This window comes from Parazoarcus communis, from assembly GCF_003111645.1.
In the GTDB taxonomy this organism is placed as follows: domain Bacteria; phylum Pseudomonadota; class Gammaproteobacteria; order Burkholderiales; family Rhodocyclaceae; genus Parazoarcus; species Parazoarcus communis_A.
In genome coordinates this window covers 44,178-63,789 of the sequence record NZ_CP022187.1, presented here as the reverse complement: position 1 = coordinate 63,789, position 19,612 = coordinate 44,178, and the positions used below count along the sequence as shown (strand labels likewise).

Annotated in this window: 15 protein-coding genes; 2 read left to right on the top strand and 13 right to left on the bottom strand. The window is 63.4% G+C overall.

From position 1 onward, the window contains the following. Window positions 1–91: 91 nt before the first annotated feature. The 7 genes from CEW83_RS00300 to phaC form a co-directional block, all read right to left on the bottom strand. Window positions 92–1,498, bottom strand: a complete 1,407-nt coding sequence (locus tag CEW83_RS00300; RefSeq protein ID WP_199915176.1) for an FAD-binding oxidoreductase — start codon at window positions 1,496–1,498, stop codon at window positions 92–94. A gap of 11 nt (window positions 1,499–1,509) precedes the next feature. Then, a complete protein-coding gene (gene rssA, locus CEW83_RS00295; RefSeq protein WP_108947563.1) occupies window positions 1,510–2,475 on the bottom strand; it encodes a patatin-like phospholipase RssA in 966 nt (321 codons plus the stop codon). A 60-nt stretch (window positions 2,476–2,535) separates the two neighbouring features. Next, window positions 2,536–3,870, bottom strand: coding sequence for a 30S ribosomal protein S12 methylthiotransferase RimO (gene rimO / locus CEW83_RS00290; protein ID WP_108947562.1), 1,335 nt, complete (start codon window positions 3,868–3,870; stop codon window positions 2,536–2,538). 50 nt (window positions 3,871–3,920) lie between these two features. After that, entirely contained in the window at window positions 3,921–4,520 is a 600-nt protein-coding gene (gene phaR, locus CEW83_RS00285) for a polyhydroxyalkanoate synthesis repressor PhaR (protein ID WP_108947561.1), read from the bottom strand. 127 nt (window positions 4,521–4,647) lie between these two features. After that, on the bottom strand, window positions 4,648–5,388 hold the full coding sequence (locus CEW83_RS00280) for a beta-ketoacyl-ACP reductase (RefSeq protein ID WP_108951097.1): 741 nt from the start codon (window positions 5,386–5,388) through the stop codon (window positions 4,648–4,650). Between the two features lie 204 nt (window positions 5,389–5,592). Beyond that, window positions 5,593–6,333, bottom strand: coding sequence for a beta-ketoacyl-ACP reductase (locus tag CEW83_RS00275; protein WP_108947560.1), 741 nt, complete (start codon window positions 6,331–6,333; stop codon window positions 5,593–5,595). Window positions 6,334–6,442: 109 nt separating this feature from the next. After that, a complete protein-coding gene (gene phaC, locus CEW83_RS00270; RefSeq protein ID WP_108951096.1) occupies window positions 6,443–8,185 on the bottom strand; it encodes a class I poly(R)-hydroxyalkanoic acid synthase in 1,743 nt (580 codons plus the stop codon). A 108-nt stretch (window positions 8,186–8,293) separates the two neighbouring features. On the opposite strand from phaC, the gene CEW83_RS00265 reads away from it, so the two are divergent. Beyond that, window positions 8,294–8,512, top strand: coding sequence for a hypothetical protein (locus tag CEW83_RS00265; RefSeq protein WP_108947559.1), 219 nt, complete (start codon window positions 8,294–8,296; stop codon window positions 8,510–8,512). Between the two features lie 30 nt (window positions 8,513–8,542). On the opposite strand, the gene pgeF is transcribed toward CEW83_RS00265, so the two are convergent. After that, a complete protein-coding gene (gene pgeF, locus CEW83_RS00260; RefSeq protein ID WP_108947558.1) occupies window positions 8,543–9,286 on the bottom strand; it encodes a peptidoglycan editing factor PgeF in 744 nt (247 codons plus the stop codon). Beyond that, window positions 9,283–10,272, bottom strand: coding sequence for a 23S rRNA pseudouridine(1911/1915/1917) synthase RluD (gene rluD / locus CEW83_RS00255; RefSeq protein WP_108947557.1), 990 nt, complete (start codon window positions 10,270–10,272; stop codon window positions 9,283–9,285). The genes pgeF and rluD overlap by 4 nt, the downstream gene beginning before the upstream one ends. Between rluD and CEW83_RS00250 the strand changes: the two genes are divergently transcribed. Then, window positions 10,259–11,068 carry an outer membrane protein assembly factor BamD gene (locus CEW83_RS00250; RefSeq protein WP_108947556.1) on the top strand — a complete coding sequence of 270 codons (810 nt, stop codon included), beginning with the start codon at window positions 10,259–10,261 and terminating at the stop codon, window positions 11,066–11,068. The genes rluD and CEW83_RS00250 overlap by 14 nt on opposite strands. Window positions 11,069–11,215: 147 nt before the next feature. Here the strand turns inward: CEW83_RS00250 and CEW83_RS00245 are convergent, their stop codons facing one another. The 4 genes from CEW83_RS00245 to CEW83_RS00230 all read right to left on the bottom strand — a co-directional run bounded on the left by CEW83_RS00245 (window position 11,216) and on the right by CEW83_RS00230 (window position 19,448). Beyond that, window positions 11,216–12,373, bottom strand: coding sequence for an alpha-hydroxy acid oxidase (locus CEW83_RS00245; protein WP_108947555.1), 1,158 nt, complete (start codon window positions 12,371–12,373; stop codon window positions 11,216–11,218). 94 nt (window positions 12,374–12,467) lie between these two features. Continuing rightward, a complete protein-coding gene (locus CEW83_RS00240) occupies window positions 12,468–13,388 on the bottom strand; it encodes a LysR substrate-binding domain-containing protein (protein ID WP_108947554.1) in 921 nt (306 codons plus the stop codon). A 135-nt stretch (window positions 13,389–13,523) separates the two neighbouring features. Next, window positions 13,524–15,701: a malate synthase G gene (locus tag CEW83_RS00235; protein WP_108947553.1), complete on the bottom strand. Its 2,178-nt coding sequence runs from the start codon at window positions 15,699–15,701 to the stop codon at window positions 13,524–13,526. 144 nt (window positions 15,702–15,845) lie between these two features. Further along, the gene (locus tag CEW83_RS00230; RefSeq protein ID WP_108947552.1) at window positions 15,846–19,448 is read right to left on the bottom strand and encodes an indolepyruvate ferredoxin oxidoreductase family protein; all 3,603 of its coding nucleotides are present in this window, start codon (window positions 19,446–19,448) and stop codon (window positions 15,846–15,848) included. Window positions 19,449–19,612 lie beyond the last annotated feature (164 nt).

Genomic DNA, 19,612 nt, shown 5'->3' with positions numbered 1-19,612 from the left:
GCTTTCAGCCTTGTAAAGCACCTTCTGACAATTATCTGCCGGCCTGCACAAAAAACCCTGAAACCACGCCTTGCCGGTCCCTCCCCTGCACTCACAGAAGCTTGCCGGGGTTCATCAAACCAGCCGGATCCAGCGCCGATTTGATCTTGCGCATGAGCAGCAACTCGAGCTCACTCTTGTAGCGGCGAATCTCCTCGCGCTTGAGCTGGCCGAGACCGTGCTCAGCCGAAATCGAGCCACCAAGTTCTGCCACAAGATCATGAACCACCCGGTTCGCCTCCTCCGTTCTGGCGATGAAGGAGGCGTTTTCTTCGGCCGCGGCCTTGGACAGGTTGTAATGCAGATTGCCGTCGCCGATATGACCAAACGCAACGATGCGCACATCGGGCCAGACAGCCCTCAGGCGGCTCCCGGCAGCGCTCAGGAACGCCGGGATACGGCTGACGGGCACAGCAATGTCATGCTTGATGCTGACCCCTTCCAGGCGCTGCGCCTCGGAGATGTTCTCGCGCAAGGCCCACAACGCCTCGGCCTGCGCCAGACTGCCTGCGACCGCCGCATCAAGCACCAGGCCCTTTTCGATGGCGGCGCCGAGTTCGCGCTCGAACATGTCTTCAAGTGCGGCGTCGGGCAGCGTGTCCGAGAGCTCCACCAGCACCGCCCATGGCGCCGACCCGGGGAGCGGATCACGCGCCCCCTCGATGTGCTGAAGAACGAGATCCAGCGCCGGACGACCGACGATTTCGAACGCGGTGATGCGATCACCGCAGCCGCCACGCATATGCGCGAGCAGCGCAACGGCCGCAGCAGGATCGGGCACGGCAACCCAGGCGGTCGCGCGCGCCTGCGGTGCCGGAAAGAGCTTGAGCGTCGCAGCGGTGATCACCCCGAGCGTGCCCTCCGCCCCCACGAACAGATGCTTCAGATCGTAGCCCGTGTTGTCTTTGCGCAAGCCACGCAAGCCGTCCCACACCTGGCCATCCGGCAGCACCACCTCGAGCCCGAGCACGAGGTCGCGCATGTTGCCGTAGCGCAGCACCTGAACCCCACCTGCATTGGTCGAGAGGTTGCCGCCGATCTCGCAACTTCCCTCGGAGGCAAGCGAAAGCGGGAAAAGGCGCCCGGCCTCGTGCGCCGCCGCCTGCACCGCAGAGAGCTTGCAGCCAGCCTCGACGCACAAGGTATTGTTGTCCGGATCCAGCGCACGAACGCGATTGAGCCGCGACAGGCTGAGCAGCACCGAGCGCCCGTCCGGCAGTGGGGTCGCGCCACCGCAAAGACCGGTATTGCCGCCCTGCGGCACGACCGGCACAGCAGCCGCATGGCAGGCTGCCAGCACGGCGGCGACCTGAGCAGTGTCGGCCGGACGCACAACCGCGCGCGCAGCCCCACGGTAGCGGCCGCGCCAGTCGTTCAGATACGGAGCCGTTTCCGCGCCGTCGACAAGCAGGTAGTCACGACCGACAATCGCGGCCAGCGTACTCAGAAATTCATCCATCAGGAGCTCCCTCAGGCGCCAGCGTCGTCTGCACGCCCCAACGCATATCGCAGCAAGGGTTTCGCGCGCACCACGGCGGCCTCACCCTCTGCAATCGCCTCCTCGGCACGGTGATAGTCCATCAGGCCAAGCTGGCCGACACGGGGCGAGATGAGCACATCGGCCGGCTCGCCGGCAAGACGGCTGCGCGAAATTCGGACCTGCATGATATTGATGCTGGCATTGAGTACGGAGACCAGGGAAGGCAGGCTCTCCTCGGGTCCACCGTCGCCATGAGCATTGCCCGCCAGCCCGGTGCCCCCAAGCCCCAGCCGGGACAGCAGACGGTCACTCCAGCTCGCTTCGGTCTCTTCTTCCGGTGCGGGTTCGGCGGATGTGTGCCGCCATGCCCGCCCGATCATGTCCGACCCGAGATCGACCGCGATGACGATATCCGCGCCCATCGCCCGGCACAGTGACACCGGCACCGGATTCACCAGACCGCCATCGACCAGCAGCCGGCCATCGCGAGCAACCGGTGTCATCAGACCCGGCAGCGCAATCGATGCACGCACCGCCTCGGACACACTGCCGGAATGAAGCCAGATCTCACGCCCGGAGGACAGCTCGGTTGCCACGCAGGCGAAGCGAACCGGCAAGTCGGTGAAGTCCCGATCGGTGAAATTGCGCTCGAAGTACTGGATCAGCTTCTCGCCCTTGATCAGGCCGCTGCGCAGGCTGACATCGAGCAGGCCGATCACATCCTTCCACTTGAGTGAATCGGCCCAGCGCCTGAGTTTGCCGAGCTCTCCCGCAGCGGCGGCAGCCCCGACGAATGCGCCGATCGAGCAGCCGCAGATCACCTGAGGGACGATCCCCTCCTCCTCCAGCGCACGCAGGACGCCGAGATGCGCCCAGCCCCGCGCCGCGCCACTGCCCAGCGCCAAGCCAATGACGGGCTGCCTGCCGCTGTGCGAAACCATCGGAAACGCCGTCATGCAAGCAAGCTCCGACGTGAATGGAAGACGTGCGCGAAGCCTTCGAGGCCAAGCATGAACTCAGCCCTCGATACGCTCTGCGTACAGGTCGTGCACATCGCAGTCGGTAATCCGGACGCGGACAAAGTCGCCCGGTGCGAGATCGTCGCCATCGGGAATCACCACCATGCCGTCGATCTCCGGCGCATCGCCGGGCGAACGGGCTAGCGCCCCTTCCTCATCGACGTCGTCGACCAGCACGGTCATTTCGCGACCGATCTTGGCCTCAAGACGCTGAGTGGAGATGTCCTCCTGGAAATCCATCAGGCGTGCGCGACGCTCCTCGCGCACTTCGTCGGGCACGGGATCGGCCAGCTCGTTTGCCGTTGCGCCTTCAACCGGCGAATAGGCGAACGCACCGACGCGGTCGAGCTGAGCCTGGTCGAGGAACTGCAGCAGTTGCTCGAAATCTTCCTCGGTCTCGCCCGGAAAGCCGGTGATGAAGGTCGAACGGATGGTCAGATCCGGGCAGATGCTGCGCCACTTCTGTACCCGCTCGAGGACATTCTCGGCATTTGCCGGACGCTTCATTGCCTTCAGGATGCGCGGGCTGGCGTGCTGAAAAGGCACGTCGAGATAGGGAAGAATCTTGCCCTCGGCCATCAGCGGGATGAGGTCATCCACGCTCGGATACGGATAGACGTAGTGCATCCGGATCCAGATGCCGAGCTCGCCGAGTGCATTGGCCAGGTCGTACAGCTTGGTCTTGAGCGGCTTGCCGCTCCAGAAACCCGTGCGGTACTTGACGTCCACGCCGTAGGCCGAGGTGTCCTGCGAGATTACCAGGATCTCCTTGACGCCAGACTCGGCCAGCGTTTCGGCCTCGCGCATGATCTCGTGAATGGGACGACTGACGAGATCGCCGCGCATCGACGGGATGATGCAGAAGGTGCAGCGGTGATTGCAGCCTTCGGAAATCTTCAGGTAGGCGTAATGCTGCGGCGTCAGGCGAATGCCCTGCGCGGGCACGAGATCGATGAACGGATCGTGCGGCTTGGGCAGGTGCTTGTGCACTGCCTGCATCACCTCTTCGGTCGCATGCGGACCGGTAACGGCGAGCACCTGCGGATGAGCAGACATGACCACCCCGTCCTTGGCGCCGAGACAGCCGGTCACGATTACCTTGCCATTCTCGGCCAGCGCTTCGCCGATGGCATCGAGCGATTCCTCGACGGCAGCATCGATGAAGCCGCAGGTATTCACCACCACCACGTCTGCGTCTTCGTAGCTACCGGAAATCTGATAGCCCTCGGCGCGCAGCCGGGTAAGGATGTGTTCGGAGTCGACTGTCGCTTTCGGGCAGCCAAGGCTGACGAAACCGACACGCGGCACGTCAGGTTTTTTGAGGGTGGTCATGCTGGGTACGGCCTGTTAGAAAAAACGCCCCTTGTCCGGGGCGCTGCACCTTATTTGTCGGTGCGGGTCTTGACGTCGGGTTCGGCGTTTTCTGCCTTGTCTTCCGCCGTCGGCGGTGTATAGGCCGGAAACTGGAAACCGGTAAACATGTTGCGCGTCTGGCTCTCGACCTGATCCTGCATCTGCTGGAACATCTTCTTCGATTGCTCGACGTAGGTGCCCATCATGCTCTGCAGCGCCGGCCCCTGAAAATTCAGGAACTGGGCCCAGAGATCCTGGCTGATCGGGCTGTTCTCGCCATAGATGCCGCGGGCCTGCTCCTGGAGCTTGCCCTGCATGTCGGTGAAGGCCTTGATGTTGTTCTCAAGGTACTTGCCCATCATGCCCTGCATCGCATTGCCGTAGAAGCGGATCATGTGCGAGAGCAGGTCGCTGGTGAACATCGGCGCACCACCGGCCTCTTCCTCGAGGATGATCTGCAGCAGGATGCTGCGCGTCAGGTCGTCGCCCGTTTTGGCGTCCACCACCTGGAAATCTTCGTTTCCTAGCACGAGCTCCTTCACGTCCGACAGGGTGATGTAGGAACTGGTCCGGGTGTCGTACAGACGACGGTTCGGGTATTTCTTGATCAGGCGCGATTTGTCGGCCATGGTGAAGTCCTCCTCGGCGGCGGTGGGTTCCGCTCTAACTTGTCTTTGAAATTATACCGCGCTGCGAAAAGAAAAACCCCGCCACAGGACGGGGTTACGCAAATCCGCAATATCCACGGATGCGGCATCAGCACATGTGCAGGCCGCCGTTGATATTGATCGTCGCGCCGGTGATGTACCCGGCCAGCTCGGACGACAGGTAGGCGCACAGCCCGCCGATCTCTTCCGGCTTGCCCAGACGCTTCATCGGCACGGTGTCGATGATGCCCTGACGGATGTCGTCACGGATTGCCATGACCATGTCGGTGCCGATATAACCCGGGGCGATCGCGTTGACGGTCACACCCTTGGTTGCCAGCTCGGACGCCAGAGCCTTGGTGAAGCCCAGTACACCGGCCTTGGCCGTGGAGTAGTTGGCCTGACCCGCCTGACCCTTGACACCGTTAACCGAGGAGATGTTGATGATACGGCCCCAGCCACGCTCAGCCATCTTCGGCGAAATGTGATGGGTGACGTTGAAAAGGCTGTTGAGGTTGGTGTTGATCACCGCATCCCACTGGCCCTTCTCCATCTTCGGGAAGAACTTGTCGCGGGTGATGCCGGCGTTGTTCACGAGGACGTCGATCGGACCCACTTCAGCCTCGATCTTTGCAACCATGGCCTTGCACGACTCATAGTCGGAGACGTCACCCTCAGCTGCCACGAAATCGAAGCCCAGCTCCTTCTGCTGCATCAGCCACTCATCTTTCTGGGGAAAAGCAGGCAGGCAGTTGGCGACAACCTTCATCCCACCATTTGCGAGGGATTGGCAAATTGCGGTACCGAGGCCGCCCATAGCGCCCGTAACGAGTGCAATTTTCTGAGACATCATCGAATCCTTCTGCATCGAGTTATCGTTTTCGGACAGCGCAGCCTGATGCCGCCTCTGCCCACACCTGTCTTGCGGCAGCGCGTCAGCCACATAACACCAACAGTATAAACGCACTCTTGCAGAAATGCTGCGTTGCAATAGGGCAAGAAAAAACGGCCTGCCCCTCCCGGGACAGGCCGTCCATATCGCGGCAAAGACCGCTCAGAACATGTGCTGACCGCCGTTGATCGAGATATTGGCCCCCGTCACGAATGCCGCCTCCTCGGAAGAAAGGTAGGCAACCAGACCTGCAATCTCTTCCGGCTTGCCCAGACGGGCCACCGGAATCTGGGGCAGGATCTTCGAGTCGAGAATCTCCTGCGGAATCGCCATCACCATCTTGGTGCCGATATAGCCCGGCGAAATGGTGTTGACCGTCACCCCGCTACGCGCAACTTCAAGCGCCAGCGCCTTTGTGAAGCCGTGCATGCCGGCCTTGGCGGCCGAATAGTTGGTCTGGCCGAATGCGCCTTTCTGACCATTTACCGAGGACACATTGATCACACGTCCCCACTTGCGCTCGAGCATGCCTTCCATGACCTGCTTGGTCATGTTGAACACGGAGTCGAGGTTGGTGCTGATCACCGCATCCCAGTCGGCCTTGTTCATTTTCTTGAAAGTCATGTCGCGCGTGATGCCGGCGTTGTTCACCAGAACATCGACGGGGCCCACTTCCTTGGTGACCTGCTCCACGCACGCCTTGCAGGAATCGAAATCTGCAACGTCGCATGCAAAGGCCCTGAAGCCGTAGCCCATCTTGTTCATCGATGCGAGCCACTCCTCAGCCTTGGTGTTACCCGGCGAGTGAGTCGTCACCACCTTGTAGCCCAGCGCTGCCAGCTTGATGCAAACGGCTTCGCCAAGCCCACCCATGCCCCCGGTAACCAGTGCAACTCTTGACATATTGTTCCTCCTCTCCCAATCGGATGTGCCGGGGGGGTTCAATTTGTGCTGCAAGCGGCCCCGCCCGATCCGCAAGCAACCGTTGACTCAAACTACACCGTAGTCTGTATCAGGATTTTTCTTTTACGTAACGCCCCGGTGCGGGCTCGATCGGCTCGAACTTCGTGCTGCCAAGACGTCCGCGCGCCGCGACCTGCTTGCCGCTGAAGCTCTTGAGCCATTCCGCCCAGTGCAGCCACCAGCTTCCCTTGTGCTCTTCCGCCGCGCCAAGCCATTCTTCCGGATCTGCGGCAGACGATGCGCTCGTCCAGTAGCTGCGACGATTCTTGGTCGCCGGGTTGATGGCACCGGCGATGTGACCGCTTGCGCCGAGAACGAAAGTCGTGTCGCCGCCAAGGAGATTGCGCCCGAGGTAGGCACTCGCCCACGGCACGATGTGATCCTCACGCGCCGCCATCAGGTAGGCGGGCACATCCACCTTGCCAAGATCGACCTTCTGCCCAAGCATCTTGAGTTTGCCCGGCACGCGCAGGTTGTTTTCGAGGTACATGTTGCGCAGGTACCAGGTCAGGAACGGCCCCGGCAGGTTGGTCGAGTCCGAGTTCCAGTAGAGCAGGTCGAAAGCCTGTGGCTTCTTACCCTTGAGGTAGTTGCCGACCACGTACTGCCACACAAGGTCGTTCGCCCGCAGGAAAGAGAACACGTTCGCAAGCTCCTGCCCCTTGAGCAGACCGCCTTTTCCGATTGCAGCTTCGCGCGCAGTCACGCTCGCCTCGTCCACCAGACAGCCCAACTCGCCGGCATCGGCGAAATCGAGCAGCGTGGTCATCAGCGTGAGGCTGGAGACCGGATCTTCGCCGCGCGCCTTCAGCACTGCAATCGCCGAGGTCAGGATTGTGCCCCCCACGCAGAACCCCAGGACGTTGGGTTTTTTTGTACGGGTGATCGAACGCACGACGTCGAGTGCGGCAATCGGCCCCATCTCCAGGTAGTCGTCCCAGTTGCATTTGGACTGGGCAGCCCCGGCGTTCTTCCACGACACCAGGAATACCGTGACGCCCTGCTCCACAATGAAGCGCACCAGGGAGTTCTCCGGCTGGAGGTCCATGATGTAGAACTTGTTGATGCAGGGCGGCACGATCAGCAGCGGTACCTGCCCGACCTTCTCGGTGAGCGGCGCGTACTGAATGAGCTGCATGAGATCGTTCTCGAAGACCACCGCACCGGGCGACACCGCCAGGTTGCGCCCGACCTCGAAAGCGCCGTCATCTGTCATCGAAATCCGGCCCTTCTCAAGATCATCGATGAGATTGCGGATGCCCTGGGTAATGCTGTCACCCTTGCTTTCAACCGCGGCCTTGATGAACTCGGGGTTGGTCGCGGCGAAATTGCTCGGCGCCAGCGCGTCGATGTACTGCCGGGTGAGAAATTGAATGCGGGACTTTGCTCGACCGTCCGAGATCGGCATCTCGTCGGCAACCTGCTTCAGAAAGCCGGCATTGACCAGATAGGCCTGACGCACGTAGTCAAAGACTGGACTTTCCGTCCATTCCGGCGCGTTGAAACGGCGATCTCCGGGCTCGGGCTGTGCAACCTGCTCTCGCGCCTCGCCCGGCTTGCTCCCCAGCAAGGAAGACCACAGCGCGACGTGCTTGGACGCAAACTCCTCCTGCATTCGCTTGAGGGCTTCGGACTCCGGCAGTGGCAGCTGCGGCGCAGCCACACCCGACGAGTCCTGCATCGCAGCATGCTGTTTGGCGACCATGTCGAAAAAAGTCGTTGCCATGGTCTGCCCCGCCAGCAACATTGCCTGCATGGCGGCAGGCGCCTGCTTGTCATTCGAGTCGGACATCAGCCCCTCCTTAGGCTTCGGCAGGCACTGCGTTGCCGCGAGAGCCCAACCGGTCAGATCCAGCACCAGTTTAACGACTGAGCCCGGTCACACGGGTAGAATCCCGCCATGTACCTGATCGCAATCGCCTGGTTCTACGTCGCACTTCTCGCCGCCATTTCCGATGACACAGTGGTTGGCGGCGTGCTGACATTCGTATTTTACGGACTCGCTCCAATGGCGCTTTTCGTGTGGCTGTTCGGCACACCTGCCCGACGTCGGCGCCAACGGGAGCGCGAGGCCGCTGAGGACCTCAACGATAGAGATGATTCGAGCGCCGAGCAATAGCCAATATGCGTGACACGACGCTGCAGCGCGTCATCTGCCCCCGTCTCCAAGCCAGATCATGGATGCGAAGCGACCGGTAACGCCATCACGGCGATAGGAATAGAAACGCTCACGGTCGGTCCAGGTACAAAGGCCCCCGCCATAGATCCGGGCAACACCGGCTCGCACCAGACGTCGTCGCGCAAGCATGTAGAGGTCGGCCAGCCACTTTCCGGGCTGGCCATTGTTGATGAAAGCCTCTGCTGCGCCGCGATCGCGCGCCAGAAACGCTTCCCGTACCTCGTCGCCGACCTCGAAGGCACCGGGCCCGATCGCCGGTCCCAACCAGGCCAGCACACAGTCGGGCCGCACCGTCATGCTGGCGACAGTTGCCTCCAGCACACCCGACACCAGTCCGCGCCAGCCCGCATGTGCGGCCGCAACAACGGTGCCGGTATCATCGCAGAACAGCACTGGCAGACAGTCCGCCGTCATCACGGCGCAAACCCGTCTCTCAAGCCGCGTCAGCGCCGCATCGCCCTTCGGTTCGGGCGGCAGATTGTCGAGGTCGATGACACGCGTGCCGTGCACCTGATCCAGCCAAGCAGGCTCAGCAGGCAACAGACGCTTCAGCCGCGCCCGGTTTTCGGCCACGGCCTGCGCGTCGTCGCCAACATGGGCGCCGAGATTCAGGCTGTCATAGGGTGCAGCACTGACGCCGCCCGCACGCGTCGTTACCAGTGCCTTCACATTCCCCGGCGCAGGCCAGTCGGGCACGATCAAGGAACGGGTCATGGTTTGAAACTCCCTCCAAGGCTGTGCAACAGCACAGAAAAATCATCAGGAAGCGGCGCGAACCATGCCATCTCATCCCCTGACGCAGGATGCACCAAACCGAGCCGGAATGCATGCAGGGCCTGGCGCGAAAAAGCGTCAAGCAATGGATCGGCACTGCGTTTGAGGCCATAGACCGGGTCGCCGACCAGCGGATGTCCGATGTGCGCCATGTGCACCCGAATCTGGTGTGTGCGCCCGGTTTCTAGCCTGCACTCGACCAGCGTCGTGCGCGCCAGACGCTCACGCACGACGTAGCGGGTCAGCGCCTGACGTCCACCGCCCACAACAGCCATTCTGGTGCGCTGGGTCGGATGGCGCGCAATTGGCGCATCCACCTCTCCCGGCCCCTTCACCCCGCCATGAACCAGCGCAAGATAGTGGCGTTTGACCGTGCGCGCCTGCAACTGGCGAATCAGGTCGGTCTGCGCCTCTAGTGTCTTGGCGACCACCAGCAGACCGCTGGTGTCCTTGTCCAGCCGATGCACGATGCCCGCCCGCGGGATGCCCGCCAGCGCCGGAGCATGATGCAGCAGCGCATTGAGCAGGGTACCGCTCCAGTTTCCACTGCCGGGATGGACGACGAGTCCGGCCGGCTTGTCGATCACCAGCAGGGCCTCGTCCTCGAAGACGATATGCAGGGGGATGTCCTCGGCGGCTTCGGCACTCGCCTGCGGCTCGGGCGCTGGCTCGATCACCAGACGCTCGCCCCCCCACACCTTGTGCTTTGCATCGGGCGAACCGCCATCAACAAGGATGCGTCCATCCCGCAACCACGCCTGCAGGCGGCTGCGGGAGTGCTCGGGAAACAGCCTGGCGAGGGCCTGATCGATCCTCATGCCGGCAAAATCCCGCGGAATCATCACTTCGGTGCGCGAGTCGGCGGCTTCCGCTAGGCTATAATCTTTCAGTTCATTCACGCGAGTGTTATCGATGTCCAGGTTCACCTTCGGAAGTTTAGCGGGAAATGCTGCCCTGATCGGCGCCTTGCTGCTTGGCGGCTGCGGTCTGCTGCCGGAGCAGATCGACGAAACGGCGGGCTGGAGTGCACAAAAGCTGTATTCCGAAGCCAAGGCTTCAATGTCTGAGGGCGGCTACGACCAGGCCATCAAGATGTTCGAGAAGCTAGAGGCTCGTTACCCCTACGGTCGCTTTGCCCAGCAGGCGCAGATCGAGTCTGCCTACGCCTATTACAAGTCCAACGAATCGGCCCTGGCCCTGGCTGCGGCCGACCGTTTCATCAAGCTGCACCCCAACCACCCCAACGTCGACTACGTCTATTACCTGAAGGGTCTGGTCAACTTCAACGAAGATCTCGGGATCTTCGCCGGCTTCTCCAACCAGGACATGTCCGAACGTGACCCGCGCGGCGCGCGCGAAGCCTTCGACACGTTCAACGACCTCGTTACCCGCTTCCCGGAGAGCCGCTACGCGGAAGACGCCCGTCAGCGCATGCAATATCTGGTAAACGCGCTGGCGTCCCATGAAGTGCACGTCGCGCGCTACTACTACAACCGTGGCGCCTATATCGCCGCAGCAAACCGCGCCCAGGCCGCCATCACGACCTATCCGCGCGCACCTGCGAACGAAGAGGCTCTGTTCCTGATGGTCAAGAGCTACGACGCCCTTGGCATGACCGACCTGCGCGATGACGCCAACCGCGTGATGCGCAAGAACTTCCCCAACAGCGTGTATTACTCGGGCGGCCCGGCAGATGACCGGCCGTGGTGGCAGCTCTGGTAATTGCAGCTGCGCCAGATTGAAAGAGGGCGCCCCAACGGGGCGCCCTCTTTTTTCATGTCGCGTTGTGTTTCGCGAACATCGGACACCGACTGCCCGCCCGACGGAGCGCGCAAACCGCAGCGCCTCGACAGCAGACCACCGGCGGCGTCACGCGCCCCGCGGATACGTCCCCGGAATCAACACATCACGCCCGACATTGCGAATGTCGGTGTGGCCGCAGAATGCCATGCTGATATCCATCTCGTTGGCGATGAGTTCCAGGCATTTGCTCACGCCGGCCTCCCCCATGGCACCAAGTCCGTAGAGAAAGGGACGACCGATCAGCGTGCCCTTCGCGCCGAGCGCGACCGCTTTCAGTACGTCCTGCCCGCTGCGGATGCCGCCGTCCATCCACACCTCGATGCGGTCACCCACGGCCTCGACGATGCCCGGCAGGGCATGAATCGACGACGGTGCACCGTCGAGCTGACGGCCGCCGTGGTTGGAGACGATCAGCGCATCCGCGCCGCTGTCGGCGGCGAGGCGCGCGTCTTCTTCGTCCATGATCCCTTTCAGGATCAGCTTGCCACCCCACTGCTTCTTGACCCACTCGACGTCGGCCCAGCTCAGTGCGGGGTCGAACTGCTCGGCGGTCCAGCTCGACAGCGAGGACATGTCGCCCACGCCCTTGGCATGACCGACGATGTTGCCGAAACTGCGACGCTTCGTGCCGAGCATGCCGAGACACCAGCGCGGCTTGGTCGCGAGGTTGATCATGTTCGCGATGGTCGGACGCGGAGGTGCCGACAGGCCGTTCTTGAGATCCTTGTGACGCTGGCCGAGGATCTGCAGGTCAAGTGTGAGCATCAGGGCTGAGCACTTTGCCGCACGTGCGCGCTCGATGAGGCGGACGATGAAATCGCGGTCGCGCATCATGTACACCTGAAACCAGAATGGCGAAGTCGTATGCGCAGCAATATCTTCGATGGAGCAGATGCTCATCGTCGACAGGGTGAAGGGCACGCCGAACTTCTCCGCGGCACGCGCCGCCAGAATCTCTCCGTCGGCATGCTGCATGCCCGTCAGCCCGGTGGGCGCGATCGCCACCGGCATGGCGACGTCCTGCCCGACCATCTTCGTGCGCAGACTGCGACCTTCCATGTTGACCGCCACACGCTGGCGCAACTTGATCGGCTGAAAATCGGATTCGTTGGCGCGGTAGGTGCTCTCGGTCCACGAGCCGGAGTCGGCGTAATCGTAGAACATGCGCGGCACGCGCTTTTCGGCAAGTCGTCGCAGGTCTTCGATGCAGGTGATCACGGGCATATGCGGGTCTCCGGATATTTTTCTGGATTTGGTGGGCTGAAACTGTCAGGCCTTGATCGTCGCCCGGAAACGCTCGCGGCGGTCGGAAGGATTTTCAGCTGCGACGGGAAAGAAGTTCCGCTCCTTCCTGCGCTGCTGCAGCACACACCTCGCGCAGCCAGTCTGCAAAAACCGAAGCCGGCCCCTGCGGCGACGCGGTGGCGATGTAGTACTGGGTGCGCGCCTCGGCCTGAATCCCGAACAACGGCAGCAGAGCGCCACTGCGCAACCATTGCCGCGCCAGCGACGGCCGCCCCGGCGCAACCCCCTGCCCGCTCGCCGCGGCCTCCAGCAGCAGGCCCAGATCGACCAGACGCGGCCCGACTGCCGGTTCTTCAAGACGCCCCAGGCCAGCGACATCGAACAGCGGCGCCCAGGGTTCCAGCGGCGTGCGCAACAGGGGCAAACCGGCGAGGTCGGCCGCAGCGCTCAGCGGTCCATGCGTGCTCAGCAGCGACGGCGATGCCAGCGGCACGACCCTGTCCTGCATCAGCACATCGCCGCCATGGGCCGCAAGGTCGCCATGACGCACCTCGATCTGGGCATCGTCTGCGCCCTGATCGAGGTAGGGCACGCTAAGCACAATTTCGAGTTCAATCTGCGGCTGGGCACGGGTGAAGGACGCCAGCGCGGGCACCAGAATCTGTCGCGCAAACGTCGGCGGCGCGCACACGCGCAAACGCTCGACACGCTGCGAGGCACGCCGGTGCAAGGGCACGGCAGCGAGCAGGCCGAGCGCCGCCCGCACCTGCTCCAGATACTCCTTGCCCAGCGCACTGAGCCCGAGCACCTTGCCGCCACGGACCAGCAGGCTCGCACCGAGCAAATCCTCGACCGTAGACACGCGCTTGCTCACCGCGCTCGCCGTCACGTTGAGCTCGTCGGCCGCGCGCTCGAAGCTGCCCAGCCGCGCCGCGGCCTCGAAGGCGCGCAATCCGTCGATGGAAGGGAAGCGAACGTCGGCAGGCAGGGTCATTTTTTGGCGAATCTGGCATTCTGGCGTGGGTTCAAGGCTATCACGCCCGGCCCGGATGCCGCCGGATCGTCCGTCGCATGGCGCAAAAAAGCCGGCCACACGGGCCGGCTTTGCCGTCTTCCGGCTCAGTGCCGCTTAGTGCGTGGCCTTGAACACCTGACGGTAGTGATGCAGCAGCGGCTCGGTGTAACCGCTGGGCTGCACGCAACCTTCAAAGATCAGGTCGCGTGCGGCACGGAATGCAACCGAGGCCGCAAAATCCGGCGCCATCGGGCGATAGGCGGGATCGCCGGCATTCTGGCCGTCCACCACCGCAGCCATACGGCGCAGGGTTTCCTCGACTTCCGCCGGCTGCACCACGCCATGACGCAGCCAGTTGGCGATGTGCTGGCTGGAGATGCGCAGCGTCGCACGGTCTTCCATCAGGCCGACGTTGTTGATATCCGGCACCTTGGAGCAACCCACGCCCTGCTCCACCCAGCGCACCACATAACCCAGGATGCCCTGACAGTTGTTGTCGAGTTCCTGCTGGCGCTCTTCCGCCGACCACTTTGCTTCCGCAACCACCGGTACGGTCAGCAGACCGTCCAGCAGGCTGTCGTACTCGGCATCGAGATCGATCTTTTCCAGTTCCTGCTGCACGGCCTGAACATTGACCTGGTGGTAGTGCAGCGCATGCAGCACGGCGGCGGTCGGCGACGGCACCCAGGCGGTGTTGGCACCGGCCTTCGGATGGCCGATCTTCTGTTCAAGCATCGCGGCCATCAGGTCGGGCATCGCCCACATGCCCTTGCCGATCTGGGCCTTGCCGCGCAGGCCGCAGGCCAGGCCGACCAGCACGTTGCTGCGCTCATACGCCTGAATCCAGGCCGAGGACTTCATGTCGCCCTTGCGCATCATCGGGCCCGCTTCCATCGCGGTGTGCATCTCGTCACCGGTGCGGTCGAGGAAGCCGGTGTTGATGAAGGCCACGCGATGGCTGGCCGCGGCGATACAGGCCTTGAGGTTGATACTGGTGCGACGCTCCTCATCCATGATGCCCATCTTCATGGTGTAGCGCGGCAGCCCGAGCAGGTCCTCGACACGTCCGAACAACTCGTCGGCAAACGCGACTTCAAGCGGTCCGTGCATCTTGGGTTTGACGATGTACATGCTGCCGGTGCGCGAGTTGCCCTTGCGCTCACGGTCGTGCAGCGAAATCAGGGTGGTGACGACGCCATCCAGAATGCCCTCCGGAATCTCGTGGCCTTCGCCGTCGATGATGGCCGGGTTGGTCATCAGATGTCCGACGTTGCGGATGAACAGCAGCGCACGGCCATGCAGACGCAGCGCGCCGCCGTCTGCAGCGGTGTATTCGCGATCGGCGTTGAGACGGCGGACGATGGTCTTGTCGCCCTTGGCCACTTCTTCGGTCAGCGTACCCTGCATCAGGCCCAGCCAGTTGCGATACACCACCACCTTGTCTTCAGCGTCGACCGCAGCGATCGAGTCTTCGCAGTCCATGATGGTCGACAGTGCGGCTTCCATCAGCAGGTCGTTGATGCCGGCCGCATCGGTCTTGCCGATCATGCCTTCGCGATCGATCTGGACTTCGATATGCATGCCGTTGTTCTTGAGCAGCACGGCCGTGGGCGCCGCGGCCTCACCGACGAAACCGACGAACTTCTCCGCTTGCTGCAGGCCGACGGTGCTGCCGTTCGCGAGCCTGACCGCGAGCTTGCCATCGACGACGGCGTAAGCGGCGGCATCGGCATGCGAAGCACCGGCCAGCGGCGCGGCCTGATCGAGCACCTGGCGCGCGAAAGCGATGACCTTGGCGCCGCGAACCGGGTTGTAGCCCTTGGTGATCTCTGCGCCGTCGGTCTGGGCGATGGCATCGGTGCCGTAGAGGGCGTCGTACAGCGAACCCCAGCGTGCGTTGGCGGCATTGAGCGCATAACGTGCGTTCATCACCGGCACCACCAGTTGCGGGCCGGCCTGCGAGGTGATTTCGCTGTCCACGTTGGCGGTATCGACGCTGACCTCAGCCGGGGGCGGCAGCAGATAGCCGATCGACGTCAGGAAGGCACGATACCCCCCCATGTCTTCGATCGGACCCGGATGTTCGCGATGCCAGTTGTCCAGTTCGGTCTGCAAACGGTCGCGTTCGGCGAGCAGGGCACGATTTTTCGGCGCAAGATCATGCACCAGCGCATCAAATCCGGCCCAGAAGGCGGCTACATCGACGCCGGTACCCGGCAGAGCTTCGGTTTCGATGAATGTCTTGAGCTTGGCAGCCACCTGCAGGCGCCCGCAGTTCACGCGTTCGGTCATGTCTCTCGTTCTCTCGTTGTCGTTGATCAACAGGCTTGCAGCAGCGCCACGGCCCTGCGCACCCGCAGCAGATCACCCCGGACACACCGGTCTGATCGCCACGCCAGCACGGAAGGATAAACGCTCGCCGCCTTTGCGGGTAGATCAAGGTGCCTTTACGACCGAAATCGCGTGCAGTGCAGCACGCCCGCGGACCGGCTCGCACAGGTGCGAAACCGTCGGACCGGCCACGAAATCGAGACCCAGCGCATGCACGAGCGTGCGCTCCTGCTGCTTGATGCGGCGCAGGTTCGCAAGCTTCACCGGGCCGAAGCCTCGAATACCGTCGGCCAGACCTGCCAGCTCGATCGCCTGCGACATGTTCACGCTCGTGAGCCGCGGCAGCAGCGCACGGATGGTCCGGGCGTAGTCCGCAGCCAGTTCGCGCTCCATGCGACGCTCCTCGCTGCGTCCGAAAATGTCGAGCACCGTGCCACGCACAACCTTGGCCCGTGCCAGCAGCCTGAGGAGCGGCATCAGCCGCGGGCCGAAGGCGAGCTTGCGCGGACGCCCGCTGGGGCCGGGACGCGACAGCAGCGGCGGCGCCATGTGAAACTGCAGACTGAAGTCACCCTCGAACTGCTCGTTCAGCGCTGCATCGAACTGCCCGTCGGTAAACAGCCGCGCAACTTCGTACTCATCCTTTATCGCCAGCAAGCGGGCATGGACACGCGCCACCACCGGGCTCAAGCGCAGGACGCCAAGCTCGCCCACGAGCTTGCGCTCGGCCCGCTCGACCTCGTCCACCAACGCCCGGTACTGAGTGGCATAGGCCGCACTCTGATAGACGGTGAGCATCGCGACCCGTGCATCGACCAGTGCAGCCAGGGATTCGCCCTGCCCCTCGTCGGGCTGCACAGCGGAATTGGGCGTAGAGCCGGCAAGCGCGGCCAGCCCTTGCGGATCGCCCGCGGCGAGGCGCCCGAGGCTGAATGCGGTGAGATTGGTGGCCACAGCCACCCCGTTGAGCTCGATCGCGCGCCCCAGTGCCTCGAGCGAAACCGGCACCAGCCCCTGCTGCCAGGCGAATCCGAGCAGCAGGATGTTCGCGCCTATCGTGTCGCCGAGCATGCGCACCGACAGCGCCTGTGCATCACAGGTACTGAGCTGTGCCGCGCCTGCGGCATACCGGATCTTTTCCAGCAGCGCCTCAACATGAAGGTCGGCCTCGGGATCGAGCACGAACTTCGCGGTCTGGATCTCGTGCAGATTGGCGACGACGCGGGTGCGCCCATGCTTGATCGTCTGCAGCGCATCGTTGCTCGCTCCCACCACCAGATCGCAGGCAATCACCGCATCGGCCTGCTGGGTGTCGATCCGCACCTGATTGAGCGCGCCGGGATCGGTCGCCATGCGCACGAAGGACAGCACCTGCCCGCCCTTCTGCGCGAAGCCCATGAAGTCGAGCACAGACGCAGACTTGCCCTCCAGGTGCGCAGCCATGGTGACGAGCGCCCCCACAGTCACGACGCCGGTGCCACCGACACCCGTCACCAGCAGATCGTAGGGGCCGCTCCATTCATGCTTCGCCGGCAGCGCAAGCGCCGCCACCCGCGCCTGCAGCCTGTCCTCGTCGAAGCTGGCACCGACCGCCTTGCGCACCTTGCCACCGATCACCGACACGAAGCTGGGGCAGAAGCCTTCGACACAGGAATAGTCCTTGTTGCACGAGGACTGGTCGATCATGCGCTTGCGCCCCAGCGGGGTATCCAGCGGCACGATGGACAGGCAGTTGGACTGCTTGCCGCAATCGCCACAGCCTTCGCACACCGCTGCGTTGATGAACAGCCGGCGGTCGGGATCCGGGTAAGCCTTCTTCTTGCGCCGGCGTCGCTTCTCGGCCGCGCAGGTCTGATCGTAGATCAGCACACTGACGCCCTTCACCTCGCGCAGTTCGCGCTGCACGGTGTCGAGTTCGCTGCGGTGATGAAAGCTCGTGCCACGCGGGAACTGGCCTTCGTGTCCCTTGAACTTCTCCGGCTCGTCGCTGACCACCACCACCCTGCGTGCGCCTTCGGCCTCGACCTGACGCGCGATGGCGTCGACCGTGACCGTGCCGTCTACCGGCTGGCCGCCCGTCATCGCCACCGCGTCGTTGTAGAGAATCTTGTAGGTGACATTGGTCCGCGCCGCAATCGCCTGGCGGATGGCGAGAAAGCCGGAGTGAAAATAGGTGCCGTCACCCAGGTTCTGGAACACGTGCGGGGTGCGGGTGAAGCCCGAATGCGCCACCCAGTCCACTCCCTCGCCCCCCATCTGGATGAGGCCAGTGGTCTCGCGGTCGGGCATCCACGAGGCCATGAAGTGGCAGCCGATGCCGGCCTGCGCATGCGAGCCCTCGGGCACACGGGTCGAGGTGTTGTGCGGACAACCGGAGCAGAAGTACGGCACCCGGCGCACCCCGTCGGCCGCGTTCGACAGCAAGGTCGGCGCGGTGAAATCCTCGACGTGCTCGCGGCGATCCAGCACGGGACGATGGCGTGCCAGCCAGTCGGCCAGCACAGGCATCACCCGCGACGGCCGCAACTCGCCCAGTGCAGACAGCAAGGGCGCACCGCACTGCGCGGTCTTGCCGAACACCTGTGGTCGGCGCGCAGGGTCGTCGTTATAGAACAGGTTCTTGATCTGCTGCTCGACGAAAGGCCCCTTCTCCTCGACCACCAGGATTTCCTTCAGGCCGGCTGCAAAGGCACGCATGCGTCCCGGCTCGAGCGGAAAGCTCTGCCCCACCTTGTACAGGCGGATGCCATTGGCTTCCAGATCATCCATGCCAAGCCCGAGTCGGCGCAGTGCTTCGAGCAGGTCGAGGTGCGCCTTGCCACAGGTCACGATGCCGACGTCGGCCAGCGTGGCCGGACACAGCAGGCGGTCGATCGAGTTATGGCGCGCGAAATGACGCGCAGCGTCGAGCTTGGCGGCGAGGCGCTGCTCGATCACCAGGTTCGGCAGATCGGGCCAGCGGTAATGCAGCCCGCCTTCTGGCGGCGTGTAGTCCGCTGGCGCCTCGAAGCGGGCCCGTATCGCATCCAGATCCACCGTGGAGCCGCTCTCGACCATCTCCGAGATCGCCTTCAAGCCCACCCAGCAACCGGAAAAGCGCGACAGTGCCCAGCCATACAGACCAAACTCGATCATCTCCGCCACCGAGGCCGGATTGAGCACCGGCAGGCTCCACGCCTGCAGGGTGAAGTCGCTCTGGTGCGGCATCGACGACGACACGCAGCCGTGATCGTCACCGATAACCGCAAGCACGCCGCCATGCGGCGAAGCACCATAGGCATTGCCGTGGCGCAGTGCGTCGCCGGCCCGGTCCACGCCCGGCCCCTTGCCGTACCAGATCGCAAACACGCCATCGACGGTGCGCGCTTCATCGCGCTCGACCTGCTGCGAGCCGAGCACGGCAGTCGCCCCGAGTTCCTCATTGACGGCAGGCAGAAAGCGGATGCGGTTGGCATCGAGCAGGGGTCTCACTTTCCACAGCTGCTGGTCGTATGCGCCGAGCGGTGAGCCGCGGTAACCGCTGATGAAGCCGCCGGTGTTCAGTCCCGCTGCGCGGTCAAGCGCGGCCTGCATCAGCGGCAGGCGCACCAGCGCCTGGGTACCGGTCAGGAAGACCTGGCCGCGAACGGCCTCGAGATTGTCGGCAAGGCGGTAGTCGCGATTCACCGCTGTCACCGGCGTGGCTGCGGCCACGGTGAGCGTGTTCATGGGCGTGTCTCCTGTTGTGGTCCGACACACTGCCCACAGCGCGCCGGCCTGCTTTTATCAGCTTTGATTCGTATTGCCGGGTTTGGCTCCCGGCGATACGGGCAACAGGATTATCGTAGGCCCTTGCGTGCCCACGATGCGTGCATTGTTTGCATCAAAACACG

Coding starts and splice junctions, on each gene's coding strand:
- CEW83_RS00300 (WP_199915176.1), bottom strand. CDS start 1,498: ATGGATGAATTTCTGAGTACGCTGGCCGCGATTGTCGGTCGTGACTAC.
- rssA (WP_108947563.1), bottom strand. CDS start 2,475: ATGACGGCGTTTCCGATGGTTTCGCACAGCGGCAGGCAGCCCGTCATT.
- rimO (WP_108947562.1), bottom strand. CDS start 3,870: ATGACCACCCTCAAAAAACCTGACGTGCCGCGTGTCGGTTTCGTCAGC.
- phaR (WP_108947561.1), bottom strand. CDS start 4,520: ATGGCCGACAAATCGCGCCTGATCAAGAAATACCCGAACCGTCGTCTG.
- CEW83_RS00280 (WP_108951097.1), bottom strand. CDS start 5,388: ATGTCTCAGAAAATTGCACTCGTTACGGGCGCTATGGGCGGCCTCGGT.
- CEW83_RS00275 (WP_108947560.1), bottom strand. CDS start 6,333: ATGTCAAGAGTTGCACTGGTTACCGGGGGCATGGGTGGGCTTGGCGAA.
- phaC (WP_108951096.1), bottom strand. CDS start 8,185: ATGTCCGACTCGAATGACAAGCAGGCGCCTGCCGCCATGCAGGCAATG.
- CEW83_RS00265 (WP_108947559.1), top strand. CDS start 8,294: ATGTACCTGATCGCAATCGCCTGGTTCTACGTCGCACTTCTCGCCGCC.
- pgeF (WP_108947558.1), bottom strand. CDS start 9,286: ATGACCCGTTCCTTGATCGTGCCCGACTGGCCTGCGCCGGGGAATGTG.
- CEW83_RS00250 (WP_108947556.1), top strand. CDS start 10,259: ATGTCCAGGTTCACCTTCGGAAGTTTAGCGGGAAATGCTGCCCTGATC.
- CEW83_RS00245 (WP_108947555.1), bottom strand. CDS start 12,373: ATGCCCGTGATCACCTGCATCGAAGACCTGCGACGACTTGCCGAAAAG.
- CEW83_RS00240 (WP_108947554.1), bottom strand. CDS start 13,388: ATGACCCTGCCTGCCGACGTTCGCTTCCCTTCCATCGACGGATTGCGC.
- CEW83_RS00235 (WP_108947553.1), bottom strand. CDS start 15,701: ATGACCGAACGCGTGAACTGCGGGCGCCTGCAGGTGGCTGCCAAGCTC.
- CEW83_RS00230 (WP_108947552.1), bottom strand. CDS start 19,448: ATGAACACGCTCACCGTGGCCGCAGCCACGCCGGTGACAGCGGTGAAT.